This window comes from Allorhizobium sp. NPDC080224 (genome assembly GCF_050281005.1).
In the GTDB taxonomy this organism is placed as follows: domain Bacteria; phylum Pseudomonadota; class Alphaproteobacteria; order Rhizobiales; family Rhizobiaceae; genus Allorhizobium.
Map to the genome: position 1 here is coordinate 3,668,192 of NZ_JBNNWJ010000001.1, position 24,003 is coordinate 3,692,194.

The window sequence follows — 24,003 nt, forward strand, 5'->3', positions numbered from 1 at the left end:
CAGAGGCCGCGGCAGTCTCCCATCGGAACCAAACTCTATCGCGTTTCAGTGTTGCAACCGATGACGAAATAGATCCATCATCGCGGCCACTTTTGCCACTTCGGGAGGGTCCGACAGCAGTCATGGCCGACATGGAACGACATATGATCTCGACCGGCTTCGTAGAGGAGGCGCTCGACAGCCTCAGACGTGCCGGCCGGCCGACCGAACCGCTCCTGTCTCGGCTCGGCCTTCCGGCTGTCGTCGACAAGCCCGTCTCCACCCAAACATTCGGCCGCTTGTGGCTGGCGATTGCCGAGGAACTGAACGACGAGTGTTTCGGACTTGGCGATCGCCCGATGCCACGCGGCAGCTTCACGCTTCTCTGCCATTGCGTCATGCATGCGCCGACACTCGACCGCGCGTTGCGGCGGGCGCTGCGGTTTTTGAATGTCGTCCTGGGCGAACCGACCGGGCGGCTCCTGGTCCGTGACGGCACGGCGGTGATCGAGCTTTGCGATACAGGCAAGCCCCGCTCCGCCTTCGCCTATCGCAGCTACTGGATCATACTGCATGGATTGACCTGCTGGCTGGTGGGGCGCCGCATCCCGATCCGCCTCGTCGATTTCCGCTGCAGCGAACCGGAGTTGAGCGCCGAGCACCGGCTTTTCTTCGGCGCTCCCATCCGCTTCTCGCAACCGATAAGCCGCCTCGGCTTCGATGCGTCGCTGCTCGATTTGCCGATCGCCCGCAACGAGCAGGCCTTGCGGCAATTTCTGAGGGGAGCACCGGCCAATATCCTGATCCGCTACCGATACGACGCGGGCACGGCAGCGGCTGTCCGGCGTCGGCTGAGCCAGAAGGGGCCGGCCGATTGGGGCAGTTTTGCAGACCTCGCCCGAGAGATGCGCATGTCGTCTTCGACGCTTCGCCATAGACTGCACGACGAAGGTCAAAGCTATGCCGGCATCAAGGACGACATCCGCCGCGACCTCGCACGCGACATGCTGATCAACACGCCACAGACCGTCAGCGATATTGCCACCCGTCTCGGTTATTCCGAACCGAGCGCCTTTTACCGCGCCTTCAAGAAGTGGATGGGCGAAAGCCCCGAGGCATTCCGCCGGAGCGCAAGATCCATGCAGCTCGCCTAGCGGAAGCACGGGCAGTCATTGTACCTATGGCAAAACTGGCCCAAAAATTCGAGGCAATTTTGTCATGGCTTGCCACTCGCAAGACGCATACCATCCCTCTTGATTGACACGCTTCTGGGGAGAGAAGCAGTCTTCACGGGAGGAAATCGATGGTGGAACCCGCTCACCTGAGCCTGCATGTTCCCGAACCCGCCGTTCGGCCGGGTGGAGAACCGGACTTTTCCAACGACAAAATAGCCAAGGCAGGTGCGGTGCCCCGGCCGCCCGTTGATGCGGCCGCAGAAGACATCCGCGACCTTGCCTATTCGATCATCCGAGTCTTGAACCGCGATGGCGAGGCGGTTGGCCCTTGGGCTGGCCTGCTGACAGACGACGATTTGCGTACCGGCCTGCGCCACATGATGACGCTCAGGGCCTTTGATGCCCGCATGCTGATGGCACAACGGCAGGGCAAGACCTCCTTCTACATGCAGCATCTCGGCGAGGAAGCCGTCAGCTGCGCCTTTCGCAAGGCGCTGCAGAAGGGCGACATGAACTTCCCGACCTATCGGCAGGCAGGCCTGCTCATCGCCGATGACTATCCGATGGTCGAGATGATGAACCAGATCTTCTCGAACGAGGCCGATCCTCTGCGCGGGCGGCAGTTGCCGATCATGTATTCCTCGAAGGAGCATGGCTTTTTCACCATTTCCGGCAATCTCGCCACCCAGTATGTCCAGGCTGTCGGCTGGGCCATGGCATCGGCGATCAAGAACGACAGCCGCATTGCGGCCGCCTGGATCGGTGACGGTTCGACAGCCGAGTCGGATTTTCATTCGGCTCTGGTTTTCGCCTCGACCTACCGGGCGCCTGTGGTCCTCAATGTCGTCAACAATCAGTGGGCGATCTCCACCTTTCAGGGCATAGCCCGAGGCGGCTCGGGCACCTTTGCCGCCCGAGGCCTTGGCTTCGGCATTCCAGCGCTCAGGGTCGACGGAAACGACTATCTCGCGGTCTATGCGGTTGCATGTTGGGCCGCCGAACGGGCACGGCGCAATCTGGGCCCGACACTTGTCGAATACGTGACCTACCGTGTCGGCGCCCATTCGACCTCCGACGATCCGAGCGCTTACCGGCCGAAAACCGAATCCGAAGCCTGGCCACTCGGCGATCCGGTTCTGCGCCTGAAGAAGCATCTGATCGTCCGCGGCGCCTGGTCCGAGGAACGGCATGTCCAGGCCGAAGCCGAAATCATGGATGAGGTGATCACGGCCCAGCGCAAGGCGGAAGAACACGGCACGCTGCATGCCGGTGGCAAGCCATCGGTGCGGGACATCTTCGAAGGCGTCTATGCCGAAATGCCGCCGCATCTGCGCCGCCAGCGACAGCAGGCAGGATACTGACATGGCCAGAATGACGATGATCGAAGCGGTGCGCAGCGCCATGGACGTGTCCATGGAACGCGACGACGACGTGGTCGTGTTCGGCGAGGACGTCGGCTATTTCGGCGGCGTGTTCCGCTGTACCCAGGGGCTGCAGGCCAAATATGGAAAGACCCGCTGCTTCGATACGCCGATCAACGAATCCGGCATCGTGGGCGCTGCAATCGGCATGGCGGCCTATGGCCTGAAGCCCTGCGTCGAGATCCAGTTCGCCGACTACATGTATCCCGCCTATGACCAGTTGACCCAGGAGGCGGCCCGCATCCGCTATCGGTCGAATGGTGACTTCACCTGCCCGATCGTCGTGCGCATGCCAACCGGCGGCGGCATTTTCGGCGGACAGACCCACAGCCAGAGCCCGGAAGCCCTGTTCACCCATGTCTGCGGTCTGAAAGTGGTTGTCCCGTCCAATCCCTATGATGCCAAGGGACTGCTGACTGCGGCGATCGCCGATCCGGATCCGGTCATCTTTCTGGAGCCCAAGCGCCTCTATAACGGCCCCTTCGACGGCCATCACGACCGGCCGGTGACGCCCTGGTCCCGCCATGACCTGGGCGAGGTGCCGGAAGGCTACTACACGATCCCGATCGGCAAGGCAGACATCCGCCGCGAAGGTTCCGCCGTGACCGTGATCACCTACGGGACCATGGTGCATGTGGCGCTGGCCGCAGCCGAAGAAACCGGCATCGACGCCGAAGTGATCGACCTTCGCAGCCTGATGCCGCTGGATCTCGACGCCATCGTCAAATCCGTCGCCAAGACCGGTCGCTGTGTCGTGGTGCATGAGGCGACACTGACCTCCGGTTTCGGCGGCGAGATCGTGTCGCTGGTGCAGGAGCACTGCTTCTACCATCTGGAAGCGCCGGTCATGCGCGTGGCCGGCTGGGACACACCCTATCCGCATGCCCAGGAATGGGACTATTTCCCAGGACCTGCCCGGGTCGGCCGCGCGCTCATCGACGTCATGGAGGCCTGAGCCATGGGCGAGTTTACGATCAAGATGCCAGATGTCGGCGAAGGCGTGGCCGAGGCCGAGCTTGTCGAGTGGATGGTGAAGATCGGCGATCATGTGCGCGAGGACATGATGGTGGCCGCTGTCATGACCGACAAGGCAACCGTGGAAATCCCCACACCTGTCAGTGGCACAGTGGTGTGGCTTGGCGGCGAAGTGGGAGACACGATCGCGGTCAAGGCCCCCCTCATACGGATTGCGACGGACTCAACGGGCGACGAGCCGGCAACCTCGGATTCTCCGAGTACGTCGCAGCCTCAGCCCGAGCGACCTGCGAACAACGACGCGCCGCGCCCACAGCCCGTGCCAGCCACGCCCTCAGCACCCACCGCTGCAGCTGCCCCTGCCCCCGCCCGGCAACCCTCTCCGGAATTCGACAAGCCGCTCGCTGCCCCCTCGGTCCGCCTGCTGGCCCGCGAGAACGGCATAGACCTGCGCCTGTTGCGGGGAACCGGACCAGCCGGACGCATCCTGCGCGAGGATGTCGAGCAATACCTCGCTCGCGGTGCCGATCCAGCACCCGCGGTATCCGGGCTCGCCAGGAAAACATCCCGCGAGGAGATCAAGCTGACCGGCCTTCGGCGCCGGATCGCCGAGAAAATGGTCGTCTCCACCTCGCGCATTCCCCACATCACCTATGTGGAGGAAGTGGACGTCACAGCGCTTGAAGAACTGCGCGCCAAGATGAATGCCGAACGCCGGCCTGACCAGCCAAAGCTCACGCTCCTGCCCTTCCTGATGCGCGCCATGGTCAAGGCAGTCGTCGAGCAGCCGGATGTCAACGCCACCTTCGACGACGACGCTGGAATGCTCACCCGTGTCGGTGCCGTGCATATCGGCATCGCCACCCAGACAGCAGCGGGTCTAGCGGTGCCGGTGGTCAAACATGCCGAGGCACGCGGCATCTGGGATTGCGCGACCGAAATGAACCGGCTTGCCGAAGCGACCCGCGCCGGCACGGCGACGCGGGACGAACTGACCGGCTCGACCATCACCATCTCCTCGCTCGGCGCGCTGGGTGGCATCGTCTCGACCCCCGTCATCAACCACCCGGAAGTCGCCATCGTCGGCGTCAACAAAATTGCCATACGACCGATCTGGGACGGCACGCAGTTTGTGCCGCGCAAGATGATGAACCTGTCTTCCAGCTTCGATCACCGCATCGTCGATGGCTGGAACGCCGCCACCTTCGTCCAGCGCCTGCGGGTGCTGATGGAGACGCCGGCGCTGATCTTTATCGAAGGCTGACCCATGAAAGAGATTTCCTGCAAACTTCTTATCATCGGTGCTGGCCCCGGCGGCTATGTCTGCGCCATCAAGGCAGGCCAGCTCGGCATCGATACCGTCATCGTCGAACAGGGCCGTCCTGGCGGCACTTGCCTGACGATCGGCTGCATCCCGTCCAAGGCGCTCATTCATGCAGCAGAGACTTTCGACAAGGCCCGTGCGCTGTCCTCCGGCGAGAACGCTCTTGGCATTCGCGTCGAGGGCGCCTCGATCGATCTGTCCAAAACCATGGCCTGGAAGGACGCCATCGTCGGTCGGCTGACCGGCGGCGTCTCCGGCCTCCTGCAGAAGGCACGGGTGAAGATCGTTCACGGTCGCGCGCGCTTGCGTGACGGCAAGACGGTGGAGGTAGAGACCGAGACCGGCCTGCAGGTCATCCGCACGGAGACCGTTGTCATCGCCACGGGCTCCGATCCCGTCGAGCTTCCCGCCCTTCCTTTCGGCGGCAAGGTCATTTCCTCAACCGAGGCGCTGTCCCTGACGGAGCTGCCCAAGCGCCTCGTTGTCGTCGGCGGCGGCTATATCGGGCTGGAACTCGGTACCGCCTTCGCCAGAATGGGCTCCGAGGTGACCGTGGTCGAGGCGACATCGCAGATCCTGCCGCTCTACGACGCAGATCTGGTCAAACCGGTTCTGCGCAGGCTTGGCGAACGCGGCATCAAGGTGCTGACGGATGCGCGAGCCGTCGGGCTTTCCGACACGGGCGAGGCGCTGGTCGTCGAGACCGCCCAGGGACGGCGCGAACTGCCGGCAGATCGCATTCTGGTCGCCGTCGGACGACGACCGCGCACCACGGGTTCTGGCCTCGAAGAACTCGATCTCGACCGGATCGGCTCGTTCCTGCAGGTCGATGACCGCTGCCACACATCCATGCGCGGGGTCTACGCGATCGGCGACGTGACCGGCGAACCGATGCTGGCGCATCGGGCCATGGCGCAGGGCGAGATGGTCGCGGAGATCGTTGCCGGACGCAAGCGCGCCTGGGACAAGCGCTGCATACCCGCCATCTGCTTCACCGATCCGGAAATCGTCAGCGCCGGTCTTCTGCCGGATGAAGCCCGTGGCCTTGGCTTCGATGTGAAGATCGGCCAGTTCCCCTTCACCGCAAACGGACGGGCGATGACGGTGGAGGATGAACATGGGTTCGTGCGTGTCGTGGCGCGTGCGGATACGCATGCCGTGCTTGGCCTGCAGGCCGTCGGCGCGGGTGTCTCAGAATTTGCCTCGACCTTTGCCATCGCCATCGAAATGGGTGCGCGGCTGGAGGATATCGCAGCCACCATTCATGCCCACCCCACACGCGGCGAAGCTCTGCAGGAAGCCGCACTCAAGGCGCTCGGCCACGCACTGCATATCTGACCGGCCTTCCGGTTCGCATGATCTGAAATAGCAGAGGAAGCCCCATGACCGAATTGGACTTCAGGCTTGGCGAAACGGCGGACATGATCCGCGACACGACGGCGCGCTTTGCCCGCGAGCGCATCGCCCCGATCGCTGCGGACGTCGATAAGAATGATCGTTTCCCGGTCGAACTCTGGCCGGCCATGGGCGCGCTCGGCCTGCATGGCATCACGGTCGCGGAAGCAGACGGCGGTCTCGGCCTTGGCTATCTCGACCATGTCGTTGCCTGCGAGGAAATCAGTCGCGCTTCACCCTCGGTCGGCCTGTCCTACGGTGCTCACTCCAATCTCTGCATCAACCAGATCGCGCGTTGGGGTTCGAACGAGCAGAAGGCGAAGTATCTGCCCGGCCTGATCTCCGGCGACCATGTCGGCAGTCTCGCCATGTCCGAAGCCGGCGCCGGATCCGACGTCGTCTCCATGCGCCTGCGCGGCGACAGGGTCGAGGGCGGTTTTCGCCTGAACGGCACCAAATTCTGGATCACCAATGCCCCCTATGCGCAAACGCTCGTGGTCTATGCCAAGACGGAGCCGGAGGCTGGATCAAAGGGCATCACGGCCTTTCTCGTCGAGAAGGATTTCCCCGGCTTCTCGATCGGTCAGAAGATCGACAAGGTTGGAATGCGCGGCTCGCCCACGGCCGAACTCGTTTTCCAGGACTGCTTCGTTCCTCAGGAAAACGTCATGGGTCCGCTGAACGGCGGGGCGAAGGTGTTGATGTCCGGCCTCGACTACGAGCGGGTCGTGCTGTCAGGAATCCAGCTCGGCATCATGCAGGCCTGCCTCGACGTCGTCCTGCCTTATGTCAGGGAGCGCAGACAATTTGGCAAACCGATCGGCAGCTTCCAGCTGATGCAGGCCAAGATCGCCGACATGGTCGTGGCGCTGAACTCCGCCCGCGCCTATGTCTATGCGGTGGCGCGGGCCTGCGATGCTGGTCAGACGACACGCCAGGATGCGGCCGGCGCAATTCTCTATGCCTCGGAAAGCGCCGTGAAGGTGGCCGAACAGGCGATCCAGGCCCTGGGCGGTGCGGGTTACACCAAGGATTGGCCCGTCGAGCGCTACTGGCGCGATGCAAAGCTTCTCGACATCGGCGCGGGCACCAACGAGGTGCGCCGCATGCTGATCGGCCGGGAAGTGATTGGCGCGGGAGCGATCAGCTGATGCCGATACTCTCCACCGTACTCGACAGCGAAAGCGAAGGTTTCAAGGCCAATGCGACCCGCAACCGCGCCCTTGCCGAGGAACTGCGGTCGAAGGTGGCGACCGCCGCTTTGGGCGGGAGTGAAAACCATCGCCAACGGCATGTCGCGCGTGGCAAGCTTCTGCCCCGGGATCGGGTGTTGCGGCTCATCGATCCTGGCTCTCCATTCCTCGAGATCGGACAACTGGCCGCAGGCGGAATGTATGGTGACGAGGCCCCGGGCGCCGGTATGATTGCCGGCATCGGGCGCGTCTCCGGTCGTGAATGCATGATCATCGCCCATGATCCGACGGTGAAGGGCGGCGCCTATTTCCCGATGACGGTCAAGAAGCATTTGAGAGCCCAGGAGATCGCTTCGGAAAACCGCCTGCCCTGCATCTATCTGGTGGATTCCGGCGGCGCCAACCTGCCGCACCAAGCCGAGGTCTTCCCCGACCGCGATCATTTCGGCCGGATCTTCTACAATCAGGCGCAGATGTCTGCGGCCGGCATCCCGCAGATCGCCTGCGTCATGGGAAGCTGCACGGCGGGCGGCGCCTATGTGCCTGCTATGTCCGACGAAACGGTGATCGTCCGCAACCAGGGCACAATCTTTCTCGCCGGCCCACCCCTGGTCAAGGCCGCAACCGGCGAGGTGATCTCGGCCGAAGATCTGGGCGGGGCTGATGTGCATGGCCGCAAGTCCGGCCTTGTCGACCATGTCGCCGAGAACGACGAACACGCGCTACTGATCGTGCGCGACATTGTTGCGACGCTGAACCGGCCAAAGACAGTGGACATCGAGCTGGCCAAGCCGCGCCCGCCCCTGTTCGACGCCCGTGAGCTCTACGGCGTTATCCCGCAGGACCTGCGCACGCCCTATGACGTTCGCGAGGTGATCGCCCGTCTCGTCGATGGTTCCGAACTGCAGGAGTTCAAGCCACTTTATGGGGCAAGCCTGGTCTGCGGCTTCGCGCATCTCTGGGGCATGCCGATCGCCATTCTCGCGAACAACGGCGTCCTGTTTTCCGAAAGTGCCCTGAAGGGCGCCCATTTCATCGAACTCGCCTGCCAGAGGCGCATCCCTCTGCTCTTCCTGCAAAACATTTCCGGCTTCATGGTCGGCGGGAAATACGAGGCGGAAGGCATCGCCAAACATGGCGCCAAGCTGGTGACCGCAGTCGCGGGCGCGCAGGTGCCGAAAGTCACCGTGCTCATCGGCGGCAGTTTCGGGGCCGGCAACTACGGCATGTGCGGTCGCGCCTTTCAGCCGCGCTTCCTGTTTTCCTGGCCGAATACCCGCATCTCCGTCATGGGCGGTGAGCAGGCCGCTTCGGTGCTGGCAACCGTCCACCGCGACGCCGAAAGCTGGACGCCGGAGGAAGCCGAAGCCTTCAAGGCGCCGATCCGTCAGAAATACGAGGACGAAGGCAACCCCTATTACGCGACGGCCCGGATGTGGGACGACGGCATCATCGACCCCGCCCAGACCCGCGACGTGCTCGGCCTCGCCTTTTCCGCAACACTGAACGCCCCGATCCTAGAGCGGGCGCAGTTCGGCATTTTCCGGATGTGAGGCGAGGATGATCGAAAGCTTGTTGATCGCCAATCGTGGTGAAATCGCCCGGCGGATCATTCGCACGGCAAAACGGCTTGGCATCCGAACGATCGCGGTCCATTCGGATGTGGATGCGGACATGGCCTTCGTGCACGAGGCCGATGAGGCTCTGCCGATCGGTCCGGCGCCCGCACGCGACAGCTATCTGCGTCAGGACCGCATCCTGGAGGCCGCCAGGAAGAGCGGCGCTCAGGCGATCCATCCGGGTTATGGCTTCCTGTCGGAAAATGCCGAGTTTGCCGAAGCCGTGATGGCCGAGGGTCTGGTCTGGGTCGGGGCGCCGCCCGCTGCCATCAGGGCCATGGGCCTGAAAGACGCCGCCAAACAACGGATGATCGCAGCCGGCGTGCCAGTCACGCCGGGTTATCTCGGGGAAGACCAGAGCCTAGAACGACTGCAACGTGAAGCCGATGCCATCGGCTATCCGGTGCTGATCAAGGCGGTGGCCGGCGGCGGCGGCAAGGGCATGCGTCGTGTCGAGCGCTCTGAGGATTTCCCTACCGCGCTCGCCAGTTGCCGGCGCGAGGCGGCGTCCTCCTTCGGCGATGACCGCGTGCTGATCGAGAAATACATCCTCTCGCCGCGCCATATCGAGGTGCAGGTGTTCGGCGACAGCAGAGGTAATGTCGTGCATCTCTTCGAGCGCGACTGCTCGCTGCAACGCCGCCACCAGAAGGTGATCGAGGAAGCCCCCGCCCCCGGCATGGATGCCGGGACCCGGGATGCAGTCTGCCAGGCGGCAGTCAAGGCGGCCCGCGCGGTCGAGTACGTCGGTGCGGGCACGATCGAGTTCATCGCCGATGCCTCGGAGGGCCTGCGTGCCGATCGTATCTGGTTCATGGAAATGAACACGCGGCTTCAGGTCGAGCATCCGGTGACCGAGGCGATCACCGGCCAGGATCTGGTCGAATGGCAATTGCGGGTCGCCTCGGGCGAGCCGCTGCCCTTGGGACAGGATCAGCTTTCCATCACTGGCTGGGCGATGGAAGCGCGGCTTTACGCGGAGAACCCCGCAAATGGCTTCCTGCCGTCGATCGGTCGCCTGGACCATGTACGTCTGCCGGATACGCTTCGCACCGACAGTGGCGTCGAGCAGGGTGACGAGGTCACCCCGCATTACGACCCGATGCTGGCCAAACTCATCAGCCATGGCACCAGCCGGCAAGAGGCAGCCCGCAAGCTTGGCAAGGCTGTAGGCCAGGTCGAGATCTGGCCGGTGCGCAGCAATGCCGGTTTTCTCGCCCGCACGCTACGTCATCCAGACTTTCTGGCAGGGGCGGTCGACACCGGCTTCATCGATCGGCATGCCGATGAACTGGTAGGATCAAGGGAGCCGGACGAGCAAGTCTTGCAGGCTGCCGCAGCCGCACTGTTGCCGAGGAATACATCCGATGTCTGGACCGCCCTAACAGGATTTCGTCTCAACGCCGGATGCGACCGGCAGGTTGCCATCGAGGTCGCAAACAAGCCCTATCTGGTTCGGATGCAGGATGTGCCGTCGACCGTCCGAAGCCAGAACGGGGTCGTCTTCCTTGATGGCGAAGCCTGGGAGATCGGGCTGCCACGGGCGGGGCATAGCGGCCATGGTACAGGCGCCGGTGATGGCACGATCATGGCGCCGATGCCCGGCATCGTAATTGCCGTTTCCGTTGCTGAGGGAGATCCGGTCCGCCGCGGCCAGCCGCTGATCGTCATCGAAGCCATGAAAATGGAGCAGGTGCTCCACGCCCCCTTCGATGGCAAGGTGGCGGAGCTGAGGGCGAGCCAGGGCAGTCAGGTGGTCGAGGGCAGCCTGCTGGTCAGGATCGAGGGAGAAGGTTGATGGCCGGACGCTATTTCGACGATTGGACGATAGGCGACAGGATCGCCCACGAGCTCCGGCGCACCGTCACCGAAACAGACAACCTGATGTTCACGCTGATGACCCACAATCCGCAGCCGTTGCATCTCGATGTCGAAGCGGCGAAGGCAAGCGAATTCGGCCAGATCCTCGTCAACGGCACCTTCACCTTTTCGCTAATGGTCGGCCTGTCGGTCGGCGATACCACGCTCGGCACGCTCGTCGCCAACCTGGGCTACGACAAGGTCGTGATGCCGAAGCCGGTGTTCATCGGCGATACGATGCGGGCAGAGAGCGAGATTGCCGACCTGAGAGAAAGTCGATCGCGCCCGACCGCTGGCATCGTCACCTTCAGGCATGAACTCTTCAACCAGCGGGGCGAACTGGTCTGCCAGTGCCTGCGCTCCGCACTCGTCTCGCGGAGGCCTCAATGAGGCTGCGCTCGCTGCTCTTCGTGCCGGGTGATAGACCCGATCGCATGGAGAAGGCACTCGGCTGCGGCGCCGATGCCCTGATCCTGGACCTCGAGGATTCCGTGACGCTGAACGCCAAGCCTGCGGCTCGGCGGGCGGCGGCCAACTTCCTCCGTCAGGCCAAAGGCAGGATCCCGCTACTCGTCCGTATAAACCCGCTCGACAGCGGCCTTCTGGACGACGATCTCGCCGCAATCCTTGAAGTGCCGCCGCACGGGCTGGTGCTCCCGAAGGCGGAGGGCGCCTCAAGTGTGGAAGCCCTAAGCGCTAAAGCGCCCGGCATCCCCATCCTGCCGATCGCCACCGAGACGCCGGCTGCGATCTTCCAGCTGGGCTCCTACGCATCCGTCACCGACCGGCTTGTCGGCCTGACCTGGGGCGCGGAAGACCTGCCGGCTGCCATCGGGGCACTCGGCGCACGTGACGAGACGGGCCGCTACACCGCCCCTTACGAACTCGCCCGCTCGCTGACCTTGTTTGGCGCCCACGCGGCCGGCGTGGCTGCGATCGAGACCGTTTACCCCGCGCTTGCCGATGCGGACGGGCTTGCCGTCTATGCGCGGCGCGCCCGCTTCGATGGCTTCAACGGCATGATGGCGATCCATCCCGCGCAGGTGCCCGTCATCAACCAGGCATTCACGCCTTCCGCAAAGGAATTGGCCGAGGCCCAGGCGATCGTCGACGCCTTTGCCGCCAATCCCAATTCAGGCGCGCTCCGTTTCGCTGGCCGAATGATCGACGCACCGCATCTCAAACAGGCGAAACGTCTGCTTGAATACGCGGATGACAGCCACTGAAATTGGTCGCCACAAGCTCACCACCGAGGAGATGGCAACGACGCCAGCTGCTTCATCCAGACGTCATCCAAACGTGGCAGAGGACGAGGGAAATTCGGGAGCAACAATCCTTGCCGCGTCTTACTCTTTCCACCGTCTCTAAGCGTTTCGACGATTTTCAGGCTGTCGACGGCGTCTCGCTCACAATCCCCGACGGTGCATTTCTCGCCCTGCTCGGTCCCTCGGGCTCCGGCAAGACCACCGTGCTGCGGCTGATCGCGGGGCTGGAGGTGCCTGACGGGGGCGAAATTCGCTTCGACGAGACGATCGTTGCCGGGGATGGCGCCTTCCTTCCTCCAGAAAAGCGGGGGATCGGCATGGTATTCCAGTCCTATGCGCTGTGGCCGACGATGACCGTGCGCGGTAACATCGAATTCGGCCTGAAGGTCGGTGGATTGAAACCCCGGGAACGCGCCGCACGGATCGAGGAGGTGCTGAAGGTCGTCGGCCTCGCGGGTCTCGACGACAGACGCCCGCACGAGCTGTCCGGCGGACAGCGTCAACGTGTGGCACTGGCCCGCTCGCTTGCGACCCGACCCAATCTGATCCTCCTCGACGAACCGCTCGCCAATCTCGACGCACATCTGCGCGAGGCGATGCTCGCCGAATTCCGGCGCATCCACAGCCTGACCGGCTCCACCTTCGTCTTCGTCACCCACGACCAGGACGAGGCCATGGCGGTCGCGACCCATGTGGCCGTCATGGACCACGGCCGGCTGGAGCAACTGGCAACGCCGGAGGAACTGTACAGGAGGCCGGCCTCGCCAATGGTCGCCCGCTTCATCGGGCGCGGTCGAACACTACCGGTCCGAGTGATCAAATCGGAAGGCGGCCGGACCCGGGTGATGCTAGGCCAGCAACTTCTCGACATGCCGGGAAATGCACCCGTCGGTTATGGCTGGCTCTGCTTTCACGCCTCGGATCTCAAGCGCGTCAACGAGGGTGGACATCTGAAGACCGAGCTCGTCGGCCAGGTCTTTCAGAACGGCAGCCTTCTCAGCCATTGCCTGCCGACCGAGATCGACAGCGACGTGGTCAGCCTGCCCCTCGACGAGCGGATCGCACCGGGCACAACTGTCGAACTTGTCATCACCGACGGCTGGATCATCGGAGAAGACGGAAGCGACCAGAGCGGTGGTGATGTCACACGAAGATCATCGACCTGTCGTCCGGGCGTCATCTCGCTGCGCTAGGCGACAACTCCTGCCGCCCAAGGGCCGGCATTCGACAGTTTCCGGGCCTGCTCCGCCCCTTCAATGAGGTTTCCATGTTCATCCGCACGCTCCTAACCACCACGATCCTTGCCGGTCTCTCCTTCACGGCACAGGCAGAGGACACGATCACCGTCTATACCTCGCAGCCGCAGGATCAGATGACCCAGGTCATCGAGGCCTTCAACGCCGACCACCCGGATATCAAGGTCGAGCTCTTCCGCTCCGGCACCACCGAAGTCATGGCCAAGCTGCAGGCCGAATATGCCGCCGGCAACAGCCCCGCCGACGTCATTCTGATCGCCGACACGGTCGCGATGACCCAGCTGAAGAACGACGACCGTCTGCTCGCCTTCACCGACGCTCCGGTCGAGGGCATCGATCCGGCCTTCATCGATGCCGACAAGACGTTCTTCGGCACCAAGGTGATCACAACGGGCATCGTCTACAACACCGATCTCGTAAAGACGGCTCCGACAAGCTGGAACGATCTGCTCGAAGCCGATGCTGCAAAAAGCCTGATCATGCCGAGCCCACTTTATTCGGGTGCCGCCGTCATCCATGTCGGCACCATGACACAGCAGCCGGAATTTGGCTGGGCCTACTACGAGAAGCTGGCAGAAGCCGGCGCGGTCGCAGGTCAAGGCAATGGTACGGTGATCGAGGCCGTCGCGCGCGGCGAGAAGGCCTATGGCATAATCATCGAATACATGGCGCTGAACGCCAAGAAGAAGGGCTCGCCCGTCGATTTCGTCTTCCCGGCCGAAGGCGTCAGCTCGATCACCCAGCCGGTTGCCGTCCTCAAGGGCTCGGATGCAGTGGACACTGCCAAGACCTTCGTCGCCTGGCAGCTGTCGAAGACCGCGCAGGAACAGGCGACCGCCCAGGGTTACTTCCCGATCCTGCCCGGCGTCACCCAGCCGGAAGGCTATCCGGCTCTCACGACGCTGAAGATCCTGCCTGCCGACAGCGATGCCATGCTGAAGGCCGACACCGAGAACAAGGAAAAGTTCGCCGAGCTCTTCGGCGGCTGATCCCGCAATGCGCAACACCGCCTGGGCCAAAACCCGTCAGGCTATGCCGGCTTGGGGAGGCGAGCATCTGCTCGTCTCCCTTCTCGTTCTCTATGTCGCCGCAACCACGCTCTGGCCGCTCGCCCGGCTGTTTTCAAGCGCCTTCCAGCCAGGCGAAGATGGCACACCGCTCGGGCTGATGCTTGCAACCTTGTCCAGCCGCTCGACCCTGAGGGCACTTTCCGGCACGCTGCAGACGGCCCTTCTGTCTGTCGTCGTCTCGACGCTCATCGGCGTGGCGCTCGCCTTTGCCGTCAGCCTGCTCAAGCTCAGGACACGCGCAGCACTGACCTTCCTCATTCTTATGCCGCTCATCGTACCCTCGCAGACCATGGCGCTCGCCTGGATCGAACTCTTCGGCGCACAGTCACCGATCCTCAAACCGCTCGGTCTTGCCGCAGCGCCCGGCTCGACCAACCCACTCTATTCAGTGAGCGGAATAGCACTGGTCATGGGCATTGAGCATATGCCACTCGTCTTCATCGCGGTGAGAGCCGCCTTACGGGCGCTGCCGTCCGACCTGGTCGAAGCCGCGCGCATCCTAGGCATCCCGCCACGGCGGATCGGAACCGGCATTGTGCTGCCGATCGTCATGCCCTCGGTTCTCGCTGGCAGCCTCATCGCCTTCACAGCCGCGATCGGCAATTTCGGCGTACCGGCACTGCTCGGCATTCCTGGCCGCATTTCTGTCCTGACGACGCTGATCTACCAGCGCCTCAACGGCTTTGGTCCAGCTGCGGCCGGACAGGTGGCGACGCTGGCGCTCGTGCTCGCCACGATGGCAGCGATCGCGATCGTCTTGCGCAATGTCGTTACAACGCGTCTCGCCGTGCCATTGCCAGCGGGCGCCCCCTTCGTCGCACAGCGCAGCGCACCCGTGATCGAGATCTTGATCTGGATCCTGGTGCTGATCCTGTCCCTGGTCCCCCTCGCAGCTCTCACGATGACCGCACTCTTGCCAGCCATCGGCGTGACATTCGGACCTGACACGATCAGCCTCGATCAGTTCCATGCCGTCCTCGACAATCAGACTGTAAGACGCGCCTTTGCCAATTCGCTATGGCTCGCCTTGATCACGGCTGCCATCTCGATGCTTGTCGCCGTACCGCTGGCCTTTGTGTCCAGGCGCCGGCAGAACCCGGTGTTGCGACTGCTGGATATCATCATCGAAGCCCCCTGGGTCGTCCCCGGAACAGTCGTCGCCCTTGGAATGATCCTCGCCTTCCTGAAGCCTCTGCCGCTCCTCGGGGTATCTATTTACGGGACGATGATGATCCTTGTCATCGCCTACCTCGCGCGCTTCCTGCCACTGGTCCTGCGGCCGGTTGCTGCCGCCGCACAGTCAGCCGATCCCTCGCTTGACGAAGCCGCCCGCGTGACAGGCGCCGGCCTGTTGCGCCGCATCCTGGCGATCTTCCTGCCAGGTGTATTGCCCGCCGCCGCGGCCGGCGCGATCCTGGTGGTGATGACGGCGCTGAACGAACTGACGCTCTCGGCTCTGTTGTGGTCGTCCGGCAACGAGACGATCGGGGTCATGATCTTTGCATTGCAATACGAAGGCAACTCGACCGCCGCAGCTGCGGTCGCGGTCCTTTCGACGCTTCTGGTCCTGATCCTCGCCGCCCTCGCCACGGCGGCCGCCCGCCGTCTGCCACGGGGCACTCTCCCCTGGGTAGACTGATCCAGACGGAGCAGGTGGTCGCACCCAAAAAGTCATCGGGCGTCAGAGGAGCCTGTTAAAGGCAAATGACGTGATGGACCTTGCAGCGACAAGCTCTATCGCACCGATCTCCAACGCACGGCGCAAGTGCGGAATGCACTAATGCTCTTCCTCGAGTTCGGTTATACTGCCCCTGCTGAGCGTTATAAGAAGCTCGGAACCGATTACTTCAAAGGCGGATATTTTAAATTCGATGAGTTAACGGAGAAAAGGAGCGCATGATGGATCTACAAACAGTCCTGACGTTTAGCCTGGCGTTCTTCGTGTTTGCGGCGAGCCCCGGCCCTGACAATCTGACGATCTTGTCGAAGACCGTGTCCAGTGGCCCTGCCCATGGTGTCGCCTATGGTGTCGGCGTCGTTTGCAGCATCTTCCTCTTCGTCATCCTTGCGGCCATCGGCTTCAACGCCATTGCCCAATACATGAACGAAAATCTGCGCTTCATCCAATATGTCGGTGCCATCTACCTGATTTACACGGGCATCATGATGTGGCGCTCGAAGCCAGAGATCAAACCTCGCGTGATGCGGGGCGGCCTGATCCGCCTTTTCCTCACGGGCTTCCTGCTTAACATCTCCAACCCCAAAATGCCGATCTTCTATCTGGCTCTACTGCCGGGGGTTCTGGGCATCCGTCCGCTCACCGTATCTGATACCGTGGAACTGCTGCTTATCATTGCCATGATAGAGGTGATCGTAGTCGGAGGGCATGTGCTCCTCGGCTACAAAGCAAAGACGGCCCTGTCTGATCCGAAAAAGATCGGCGTGCTCAATCGTGGCGCCGGGACCCTGATGGTCGGGGCGGGCGTGCTGGTCGCCAGCCGCTGAGGCAAGATCGAGCGGCTGAAGCGATTGGCGCGGCCAATCCGGACCGAGGCAGACGGTTTCCAGGACGGCATCTATCCATCACTGACGCAGCGTGTCACAGAGTCAAAGCCGTGGTGTCGCTCGAAATCAGCGCCTTCAGAATGCCCTTCTGTGTGTGTTCGCTATGCTCGACCATCGCCGCACGGGCGAGGTCCGGGTCACGCAGGCGCAGCACGTCGACAATGCGGCGGTGATCCGCGCTGGTCTCCGGATTGACGTCGCGACTGACGGCGCCGAGATAGAAAAGCCGCGTGCACTCATCGAGATGCGCCGCCACCAGCGCCAGGAGGCGGGGATTGTTCGCGCCCTCGGCGATCGCAAGATGGAAATCGCGGTTGGCCTTGACGAAGGACTGCACACTCTCGCCCTGTTGCGGATCGTAACGCGCATCCGCCAGGGCTTCGAGCCGGTCGAGGTCTTCAGCTGAGAGATTGAGCGCGGCCATGGCGGCGGCTGTGCCTTCGGTCATCGCGCGGATGGCAAAGAGATCGTTGATGTCCTTTACCGTCACGGGCGTAACCCGGTAGCCGCGCCTCGGAAAGGCTTCGATCAGTCCTTCCGCCACCAATCGACCGAGGGCTTCCCGCACCGGCGTCTTGCTCATGGCAAGCTGGTCTGCCAGCTCGAGCTCAGAAAACTCGGCTCCGGGCCTCAAAGAGCCGGAAAGCACCCGCGCACGCAGAGAAACATAAGCGGTCTCCGTCAGGGAAATTTTCTTCTGCCGGGCCGGCGAGGTATCACTGTCGACGCTGAGACTCTGCAAGGCGGCTTCTCTCCAAGCTCGATGGGATCTGTGGACCCGCTCGTGGATCATAAGGCTTTACGCCCCTTTCTGTCTTCCTCCACTTTTTCTGACTTCGCAAGACGGCCAGCCTTTGACATGAGATATTTCGTAGTATACTACGATACATATCACAGCATAACGGCTTGGGAGAGCCGTCCTTGGAGGAACCGTGGCACAGATCCTGGTGGTCAATCCGAACAGCTCGAAGGCCGTCACACGCTCGATGGAGGCGTGCCTGAAACCGTTCGAAGGCAATGGCCACGAAATCCGCTGCACTGAGCTCCAGGGCGCGCCTGTTGGTATCGAAACGGATGCCCATGTCGCCGAAGTCGTGCCGATGCTGATCGAAGCTGTGCAAGCGGCAAAGGCAGACGCCATCGTGATTGCTTGCTTTTCGGATCCCGGCATTTCGGCCGTACGAGCCGCCACGAATGTTCCGGTCGTCGGCATCGCCGAAGCGGCCTATCTGACAGCACTCGGACTTGGACAGCGTTTCGGGATCGTGTCGATGGGGCCGTCTTCTATTGACCGCCATCTGCGCTACCTTGAGGACCTTCAACTCAATGGCAGGCTTGCAGGCGATCGGTCGATCGACATGACCGTTGCTGAACTTATCGCCCAGAATGCGGTCATTCCCGTTACGCGCATCGCCTCCGTGCTTCGCGATGAGGACGGCGCCGAGGCAGTCATCCTCGGCTGTGCCGGCCTGGGGACTTACCGCGAGGCATTGCAGGCGGAACTCGGCTTGCCTGTCATCGACCCGGTTCAGGCCGGCGTGGCGCTTGCCTGCATGCAGGCGGAACTCGGCTACCGCAGGAGGACGGCATGAGCATTGATCTCGTCATTCGTGGGCAGATCGTCACGCCTCAAATGACCATTGCCAATGGCTGGGTCGCGGTCTCAGGCTCGGTCATCCACGCAATCGGAGAAGGCGAAGCCCCTGCAGCCGCCACCTTGCACGACGCTGGAGACGCTTTCGTCCTGCCGGGGATCGTCGACGGACAAACGCATGCAGGCAGCTATCTCGGCCTCCCGGGGATCGAGCCGACGACCCGATCTGCCATTGCCGGCGGGGTCACGACCATCGTCGATATGCCCTACGACAACCCGACCCCGCTGAGCGCGAGGGAACATCTGGACGCGAAGGTCGAAGCCGTTGAACGCTTTGCCCATTGCGATGTCGCGCTCTACGGCACGGTCATGCCCGGGCAATCCCTGAACGAAGTGCAATCGCTCGCCGATGGTGGCGTCGTCGCCTTCAAGATCTCCGCTTTCGAAAGCAGCCCTACCCGTTTTCCGAGGATCGATGCGGCCCTCGCCCTCGACCTGCTGGAAGCGCTTTCCGCGACCGACCTGCCGCTTGGATTGCACAACGAAGACCAGGAAATCGTGCGCTCACGGGTTTCACGCGCAAGGGCCGAGGGTCGAAACGGCATCACCGCGCATTCGCCGAGCCGGCCTGAAGTTGCGGAACTGGCATCAACAGTGCATTTCCTCGAGCTCGCCGCCAATGGCGGCGGTCATGCCCACATCGTCCATATCAGCACGCCGCGCGGCTTTAGGCTGGTCGACAGTTATGCGCGAGAGGGCTTCAGGGCGACCGGCGAACTCTGCGTCCACTATCTTTGGTTCGATCCCGAACACGACGGTGAAGAGCTCGGCGCGCGGATGAAGGTCAACCCACCCATTCGTCCCGGTCAGATCGATCGGCTCTGGCAGGAACTGGTCGAGGGCCGGATTGCCTTTGTCAGCTCCGATCATTCCAGCTGGCCCATCGACAATAAGTTCACCGACAGCATCTTCGATGCCGGTGCGGGCGTACCCGGAATGGAGACGCTGCTGCCTGCCTTCTTTACCGTCGCAAAACAGCGCGGCGTCGATGCTGCGCATTACTGCGCCGAATATCTCGCCGAACGCCCTGCCCGCTTCTTCGGCCTTTATCCACGCAAGGGGGCTCTCGTCCCCGGTGCCGATGCCGACATCACGATCCTCGCCGAGGGCGACGATGTCTGGGACGCCAGCCGCGCTCAGGATGGCCTCAAGTGGAGCCCCTATGACGGACGGCGTTTCGCCGCACGGGTGGCCGCAACCTATCACGCGGGCAAGCTCGCCTATGACGGGCAATCGGTCCTCAACAAGCCCGGCAGCGGACGCTATCTGCGCCGCGGCGAAAGCACATGGTTTCTGAAGGATCTCACAACATGACTGAGGCAGCCACCCGGCCCGATCACGGCATCGTCGAGAAGGCGATTACCTTCTTCTACTATGTCGACCTGCCCAGAGCGTTCTATTTCTACACAGAGGTAATGGGCTTCCCGCTCGAGATCGATCAGGGCTGGTCGAAGATCCTGAAGATTGCCGAGCATGCCTATGTCGGCCTAGTCGACGAGACCCGCGGCATGCATCGCGCCAATCCGGTCAAGCCCGTGCAGCTTTGCATCCGCGTGCCCGATGTCGATGCTTGGCATCGCTATCTCTCGAGCCAGAACGCGATCGGGCTGACGGAACCAAAGGACAGCGTCTCCTTGGGAATTCGAGCCTTCGTGCTGGAAGACCCGGAAGGCTACCAGATCGAGGTGCAATCCGTACTTCGGTGAAAACGCGCATGCAAACGTGTCGGCATACCAAAAAAGGGGAACTAAAAATGCTGAATCTTCGCATGAAATCCGGACGTATCGCGGCCCTTGCCGCATTCGTCCTCTTGAGCTCGACGGCCTTGGGCGGCCTGGTCCATGCCAAGGAACTGACCGTCGGCCTGACGTCGGACGCCGTCAATCTCGACCCCCAGGCGGGCGAGGAGCTGTCCAGCAACATCCTGTTCTACCACATCTACGATCCTCTGGTCCGCCGCAATGCCGATCTCTCCTTCGGACCCGGCCTTGCAGAGAGCTGGGAGCTCAAGGATGACACGACCTGGGTGTTCAAGCTGCGCCAGGGCGTCAAGTTCCACAATGGCGAAGACTTCAAGGCGTCCGACGTCGTCTTCACCCTGGACCGGCTGAAGAAGTCGCTGATGGCCAATCTCGGCGCCAACATCGCCTCCTTCACGGCTGTCGACGACTACACGGTCGAAATCACGACACCCAAGCCCTACGCAGTCCTGCCCAACGATCTGGCAGCTGTCCTGATCCTCAGCGAGAAGTATGCGAAGGAAGTGGGCGACGAGCAGCTGGACCTGAAGCCTGTCGGCACCGGCCCCTACAAGCTGGCCGAATGGATCAAGGAAGATCACATCACGCTTGCCGCCAATACTGACTACTTCGCTGGCGCACCGAAGATCGAAGAAGTCACGTTCCGTCCGATCACCAATGGCGCCACCCGCACGGCAGCCCTGCTGACCGGCGAAGTCGATGTCATCCAGGATCTCAACGTCCGCGACGTCGACCGCGTCAAGGCGGATGACCGCTATAAGGTCATGACCAAGCCGAGCCTGCTGAACGTCGTCGTGTCGATCGACCATCGCGAGAAGAGCCCGACGATCGCACTCGACAAGAACCCGATGATGGATCGTCGTGTTCGTGAAGCCATGGTCCGCGCAATCGACGTCAATGCGATCAACAAGATCATCATGAACGGCCTGTCGACACCGTCGGAGCAGTACATCCCTGCTTCCCACACGGGTTATGTCGAAGGTGCAAGCTTCCGCGACATGTATCCCTTCGATCTTGAAAAGGCGGCAGCTCTTATGGCTGAGGCCGGTTATGCAGACGGCTTCACGGTGACCCTCGACACCACCAACAACCGCTATGTTAACGACCAGCAGATCGCTCAGGCGCTTGCGTCGATGCTCGGCAAGATCAAGATCGATCTCAAGCTCAACCTGATGCCGAAGTCCAATTTCTTCGGCTACATCCGGGTGCCGAGCGATAAGTCGAGCATGATCATGAGCGGCTGGGACGTTCCCTCCGGTGACGGCGGCTCGATGTACAGCGTGATGTTCTACTCGCGCGACAAGAAGGAAGGCTATGGCCAGGTCAACCGCGGATCCTATTCCAATCCGAAGGTGGACGAGCTGATCGACAAGGCCGATGCGACCTCCAAGCTCGAAGAGCGCGACGGATACCTGCAGGAAGTCACCAAGATCCTGATGGAAGACATCCCGATGATCCCGATCCATTACGAGCAGGATCTCTATGCCGCAAAGACGAATGTCGAGATGACACCGCGTGCGGACAAGTTCCTCTGGGCCTACGAGATCGACGTCAAGGAATAAGCCGACACGAACAAGCGCGGGACTGTCGACCTCGAGGGAGACGGTCCCGAATTTCTCACTTCTTCATGACGGGACACTGCCTTGCTGGGTTACACGATCAAGCGGCTCCTGCAGATGGTGCTGGTACTCTTCTGCGTATCGGTCATCGTCTTCCTGATGATGAGCTTTACCGGCGATCCCGTCTTCATGGTGATCCCGATCGATTCCACTACCGCCGAGATCGAACAGGCCCGCCGTCTCCTGGGTCTCGATCGATCCCTGCTGAGCCAGTATTTCATCTTCCTGGGCAACATGCTGCAGGGCGATTTCGGACGTTCCTATGTGTTCCGCCAGCCGGCCATGGACCTCATCCTGGAGCGTCTGCCGGCAACGATCGAAATGGTGCTCGTCGCAATCATGCTGGCGACAGTGATCGCCGTGCCGCTCGGCGTCTATGCCGGGGCAAATCCGAACAAGCCAGTGTCTCGCGGCATCATGGCGGGCTCACTGCTAGGCATTTCCCTCCCCGGCTTCTGGGTGGGCATGATGCTGATCTTCTTCTTCTCTGTCCGCTACCAGTTTCTGCCCTCGTCCGGACGCGGCGATACGGTCGAAATCTTGGGGCTCCGCATATCAATCTTCACGGCGGATGGCTGGTCGCACATCATCCTGCCGTCAGTGACACTGGCGCTGGCCACTCTTGCGATCATGCTACGCATGACCCGTGCGGGCATGATGGAGGTGATGCGACAGGACTACATGCGATTTGCCCGTGCCAAAGGCGCGTCCCGCCAGAACATCCTGTTCAGGCACGGCCTCAAGAACGCACTCATCCCGGTCGTCACGATCTTCGGCCTGCAACTCGGTGACCTCATCGCCTTCGCGACGATCACCGAAACCATCTTCGCATGGCCCGGCACAGGCAAGCTGCTGATCGACTCCATCTACCGCGGTGATCGCCCGGTCATCGTCGTCTACCTGATGCTGACAGCCTTCATCTTCGTTGCCATCAATTTCATCGTCGACATCGTCTACACGCTGATCGACCCCCGCATTACCGTGAAGTGAGGATCGCATGACCGGGTTCTTCTCTTCGGAATTCTTCTTTCACTACCGCCGAAACCTGCCGGCCGTCTTCGGAAGCGCACTGCTCGCCTTCTTCGCCCTGCTTGCGACGCTCGGACCGCTTCTCGTGTCCCAGGACCCCTACGACGTCTCCCAACTGGAGCTGATGGACAGCTTCAAGCCGCCGGTATGGCTGGAGGGTGGCGATAGCAGGTATCTGCTCGGGACGGATGGGCAGGGCCGCGATGTGCTTGCATCCGTCGTCTACGGCGCGCGGATCTCCGCCTTCATCGGCCTCGCCGCCATGATCTTCTCCTGCGTGATCGGGACGGCACTCGGCCTGATTTCCGGCTATTACGGTGGCATCATCGACAGCATTATCATGCGCATCGCCGACATCCAGCTGTCGTTTCCCTCGATGCTGATTGCGCTCTTCCTGATGTCGGCCTTCGGGACCGGCATCGGCATGGTCCTGATCGCGCTCACCGCCGTCGGCTGGGTGGTCTACGCCCGGACGGTGCGCGGATCGACTTTGAGCGAAATCCAGAAAGAATACATCCAGGCGGCCAAAGTGGCAGGGCTCGGAAACGGCGAGATCATCCTGCGCCACGTGCTGCCGAATGTCATGACGCCGCTCATCGTGGTTGCGACGATCCAGGTCGGTACTTTCATTCTGATCGAAGCTTCGCTGAGTTTCCTTGGCGTCGGCGTCCCCATCACAGAGCCATCGCTGGGCCTGCTCGTCAAGGAGGGCTTCGACGTCCTGTTCTCGGGCATCTGGTGGACCTCTGCATTCCCGGGGTTGTTCATCATGTTCCTAGTCTTCGGCATCAACCTGTTCGGCGATTTCTTGCGGGACGAACTCAATCCGCGGCTGAGATGACGA

At 62.2% G+C, this 24,003-nt stretch carries 21 protein-coding genes; 20 read left to right on the forward strand and 1 reads right to left on the reverse strand.

Going from position 1 to position 24,003, the window contains the following annotated elements:
• Positions 1-122: 122 nt before the first annotated feature.
• From ACQKP1_RS18040 to ACQKP1_RS18105, 14 genes are all read left to right on the forward strand, one after another.
• The gene (locus ACQKP1_RS18040; RefSeq protein ID WP_427276310.1) at positions 123-1,133 is read left to right on the forward strand and encodes an AraC family transcriptional regulator; all 1,011 of its coding nucleotides are present in this window, start codon (positions 123-125) and stop codon (positions 1,131-1,133) included.
• A 149-nt stretch (positions 1,134-1,282) separates the two neighbouring features.
• Positions 1,283-2,515, forward strand: coding sequence for a 3-methyl-2-oxobutanoate dehydrogenase (2-methylpropanoyl-transferring) subunit alpha (locus ACQKP1_RS18045; RefSeq protein WP_427276311.1), 1,233 nt, complete (start codon positions 1,283-1,285; stop codon positions 2,513-2,515).
• A gap of 1 nt (position 2,516) precedes the next feature.
• Complete coding sequence (locus ACQKP1_RS18050; RefSeq protein ID WP_427276312.1) at positions 2,517-3,530, forward strand: alpha-ketoacid dehydrogenase subunit beta; 1,014 nt, start codon at positions 2,517-2,519, stop codon at positions 3,528-3,530.
• Between the two features lie 3 nt (positions 3,531-3,533).
• Positions 3,534-4,814 (forward strand): dihydrolipoamide acetyltransferase family protein, encoded by a 1,281-nt coding sequence (locus ACQKP1_RS18055; protein ID WP_427276313.1) that lies wholly within the window; start codon positions 3,534-3,536, stop codon positions 4,812-4,814.
• Positions 4,815-4,817: 3 nt separating this feature from the next.
• Positions 4,818-6,212, forward strand: a complete 1,395-nt coding sequence (gene lpdA / locus ACQKP1_RS18060) for a dihydrolipoyl dehydrogenase (RefSeq protein ID WP_427276314.1) — start codon at positions 4,818-4,820, stop codon at positions 6,210-6,212.
• A gap of 44 nt (positions 6,213-6,256) precedes the next feature.
• Positions 6,257-7,420, forward strand: coding sequence for an isovaleryl-CoA dehydrogenase (locus tag ACQKP1_RS18065; protein WP_427276315.1), 1,164 nt, complete (start codon positions 6,257-6,259; stop codon positions 7,418-7,420).
• On the forward strand, positions 7,420-9,015 hold the full coding sequence (locus ACQKP1_RS18070) for a carboxyl transferase domain-containing protein (protein ID WP_427276316.1): 1,596 nt from the start codon (positions 7,420-7,422) through the stop codon (positions 9,013-9,015). Before ACQKP1_RS18065 ends, ACQKP1_RS18070 begins: the two co-directional genes overlap by 1 nt.
• 7 nt (positions 9,016-9,022) lie before the next feature.
• Positions 9,023-10,879 carry an acetyl/propionyl/methylcrotonyl-CoA carboxylase subunit alpha gene (locus ACQKP1_RS18075; RefSeq protein WP_427276317.1) on the forward strand — a complete coding sequence of 619 codons (1,857 nt, stop codon included), beginning with the start codon at positions 9,023-9,025 and terminating at the stop codon, positions 10,877-10,879.
• Positions 10,879-11,331, forward strand: a complete 453-nt coding sequence (locus tag ACQKP1_RS18080; RefSeq protein ID WP_203018065.1) for a MaoC family dehydratase — start codon at positions 10,879-10,881, stop codon at positions 11,329-11,331. Before ACQKP1_RS18075 ends, ACQKP1_RS18080 begins: the two co-directional genes overlap by 1 nt.
• A complete protein-coding gene (locus ACQKP1_RS18085; protein ID WP_427276318.1) occupies positions 11,328-12,167 on the forward strand; it encodes an HpcH/HpaI aldolase/citrate lyase family protein in 840 nt (279 codons plus the stop codon). Before ACQKP1_RS18080 ends, ACQKP1_RS18085 begins: the two co-directional genes overlap by 4 nt.
• 110 nt (positions 12,168-12,277) lie before the next feature.
• Positions 12,278-13,399: an ABC transporter ATP-binding protein gene (locus ACQKP1_RS18090; RefSeq protein ID WP_427276319.1), complete on the forward strand. Its 1,122-nt coding sequence runs from the start codon at positions 12,278-12,280 to the stop codon at positions 13,397-13,399.
• Positions 13,400-13,473: 74 nt separating this feature from the next.
• On the forward strand, positions 13,474-14,451 hold the full coding sequence (locus ACQKP1_RS18095; protein ID WP_427276320.1) for an ABC transporter substrate-binding protein: 978 nt from the start codon (positions 13,474-13,476) through the stop codon (positions 14,449-14,451).
• 7 nt (positions 14,452-14,458) lie between these two features.
• Complete coding sequence (locus tag ACQKP1_RS18100) at positions 14,459-16,171, forward strand: ABC transporter permease (protein ID WP_427276321.1); 1,713 nt, start codon at positions 14,459-14,461, stop codon at positions 16,169-16,171.
• 257 nt (positions 16,172-16,428) lie between these two features.
• Positions 16,429-17,037, forward strand: a complete 609-nt coding sequence (locus ACQKP1_RS18105) for a LysE family translocator (RefSeq protein WP_427276322.1) — start codon at positions 16,429-16,431, stop codon at positions 17,035-17,037.
• Between the two features lie 94 nt (positions 17,038-17,131).
• Here the strand turns inward: ACQKP1_RS18105 and ACQKP1_RS18110 are convergent, their stop codons facing one another.
• Entirely contained in the window at positions 17,132-17,839 is a 708-nt protein-coding gene (locus ACQKP1_RS18110) for a GntR family transcriptional regulator (RefSeq protein WP_427276323.1), read from the reverse strand.
• Between the two features lie 190 nt (positions 17,840-18,029).
• Here ACQKP1_RS18110 and ACQKP1_RS18115 point away from each other — a divergent pair, with 190 nt between their 5' ends.
• The 6 genes from ACQKP1_RS18115 (at position 18,030) to ACQKP1_RS18140 (ending at position 24,000) form a co-directional block, all read left to right on the forward strand.
• Positions 18,030-18,689 carry an aspartate/glutamate racemase family protein gene (locus ACQKP1_RS18115; RefSeq protein WP_427276324.1) on the forward strand — a complete coding sequence of 220 codons (660 nt, stop codon included), beginning with the start codon at positions 18,030-18,032 and terminating at the stop codon, positions 18,687-18,689.
• The gene (locus tag ACQKP1_RS18120) at positions 18,686-20,065 is read left to right on the forward strand and encodes a dihydroorotase (RefSeq protein ID WP_427276325.1); all 1,380 of its coding nucleotides are present in this window, start codon (positions 18,686-18,688) and stop codon (positions 20,063-20,065) included. Before ACQKP1_RS18115 ends, ACQKP1_RS18120 begins: the two co-directional genes overlap by 4 nt.
• The gene (locus tag ACQKP1_RS18125) at positions 20,062-20,457 is read left to right on the forward strand and encodes a VOC family protein (RefSeq protein ID WP_427276326.1); all 396 of its coding nucleotides are present in this window, start codon (positions 20,062-20,064) and stop codon (positions 20,455-20,457) included. The genes ACQKP1_RS18120 and ACQKP1_RS18125 overlap by 4 nt, the downstream gene beginning before the upstream one ends.
• A gap of 47 nt (positions 20,458-20,504) precedes the next feature.
• Positions 20,505-22,073, forward strand: a complete 1,569-nt coding sequence (locus ACQKP1_RS18130; RefSeq protein ID WP_427276327.1) for an ABC transporter substrate-binding protein — start codon at positions 20,505-20,507, stop codon at positions 22,071-22,073.
• Between the two features lie 81 nt (positions 22,074-22,154).
• Entirely contained in the window at positions 22,155-23,120 is a 966-nt protein-coding gene (locus ACQKP1_RS18135; protein WP_069043141.1) for an ABC transporter permease, read from the forward strand.
• Between the two features lie 7 nt (positions 23,121-23,127).
• Entirely contained in the window at positions 23,128-24,000 is an 873-nt protein-coding gene (locus tag ACQKP1_RS18140) for an ABC transporter permease (RefSeq protein ID WP_427276328.1), read from the forward strand.
• The last annotated feature ends 3 nt before the right edge of the window (positions 24,001-24,003 follow it).

What these genes read in the sequence shown, in the direction of transcription:
- ACQKP1_RS18040 (WP_427276310.1), top strand. Translation starts at nt 123, where the DNA reads ATGGCCGACATGGAACGACATATGATCTCGACCGGCTTCGTAGAGGAG.
- ACQKP1_RS18045 (WP_427276311.1), top strand. Translation starts at nt 1,283, where the DNA reads ATGGTGGAACCCGCTCACCTGAGCCTGCATGTTCCCGAACCCGCCGTT.
- ACQKP1_RS18050 (WP_427276312.1), top strand. Translation starts at nt 2,517, where the DNA reads ATGGCCAGAATGACGATGATCGAAGCGGTGCGCAGCGCCATGGACGTG.
- ACQKP1_RS18055 (WP_427276313.1), top strand. Translation starts at nt 3,534, where the DNA reads ATGGGCGAGTTTACGATCAAGATGCCAGATGTCGGCGAAGGCGTGGCC.
- lpdA (WP_427276314.1), top strand. Translation starts at nt 4,818, where the DNA reads ATGAAAGAGATTTCCTGCAAACTTCTTATCATCGGTGCTGGCCCCGGC.
- ACQKP1_RS18065 (WP_427276315.1), top strand. Translation starts at nt 6,257, where the DNA reads ATGACCGAATTGGACTTCAGGCTTGGCGAAACGGCGGACATGATCCGC.
- ACQKP1_RS18070 (WP_427276316.1), top strand. Translation starts at nt 7,420, where the DNA reads ATGCCGATACTCTCCACCGTACTCGACAGCGAAAGCGAAGGTTTCAAG.
- ACQKP1_RS18075 (WP_427276317.1), top strand. Translation starts at nt 9,023, where the DNA reads ATGATCGAAAGCTTGTTGATCGCCAATCGTGGTGAAATCGCCCGGCGG.
- ACQKP1_RS18080 (WP_203018065.1), top strand. Translation starts at nt 10,879, where the DNA reads ATGGCCGGACGCTATTTCGACGATTGGACGATAGGCGACAGGATCGCC.
- ACQKP1_RS18085 (WP_427276318.1), top strand. Translation starts at nt 11,328, where the DNA reads ATGAGGCTGCGCTCGCTGCTCTTCGTGCCGGGTGATAGACCCGATCGC.
- ACQKP1_RS18095 (WP_427276320.1), top strand. Translation starts at nt 13,474, where the DNA reads ATGTTCATCCGCACGCTCCTAACCACCACGATCCTTGCCGGTCTCTCC.
- ACQKP1_RS18100 (WP_427276321.1), top strand. Translation starts at nt 14,459, where the DNA reads ATGCGCAACACCGCCTGGGCCAAAACCCGTCAGGCTATGCCGGCTTGG.
- ACQKP1_RS18105 (WP_427276322.1), top strand. Translation starts at nt 16,429, where the DNA reads ATGATGGATCTACAAACAGTCCTGACGTTTAGCCTGGCGTTCTTCGTG.
- ACQKP1_RS18120 (WP_427276325.1), top strand. Translation starts at nt 18,686, where the DNA reads ATGAGCATTGATCTCGTCATTCGTGGGCAGATCGTCACGCCTCAAATG.
- ACQKP1_RS18125 (WP_427276326.1), top strand. Translation starts at nt 20,062, where the DNA reads ATGACTGAGGCAGCCACCCGGCCCGATCACGGCATCGTCGAGAAGGCG.
- ACQKP1_RS18130 (WP_427276327.1), top strand. Translation starts at nt 20,505, where the DNA reads ATGCTGAATCTTCGCATGAAATCCGGACGTATCGCGGCCCTTGCCGCA.
- ACQKP1_RS18140 (WP_427276328.1), top strand. Translation starts at nt 23,128, where the DNA reads ATGACCGGGTTCTTCTCTTCGGAATTCTTCTTTCACTACCGCCGAAAC.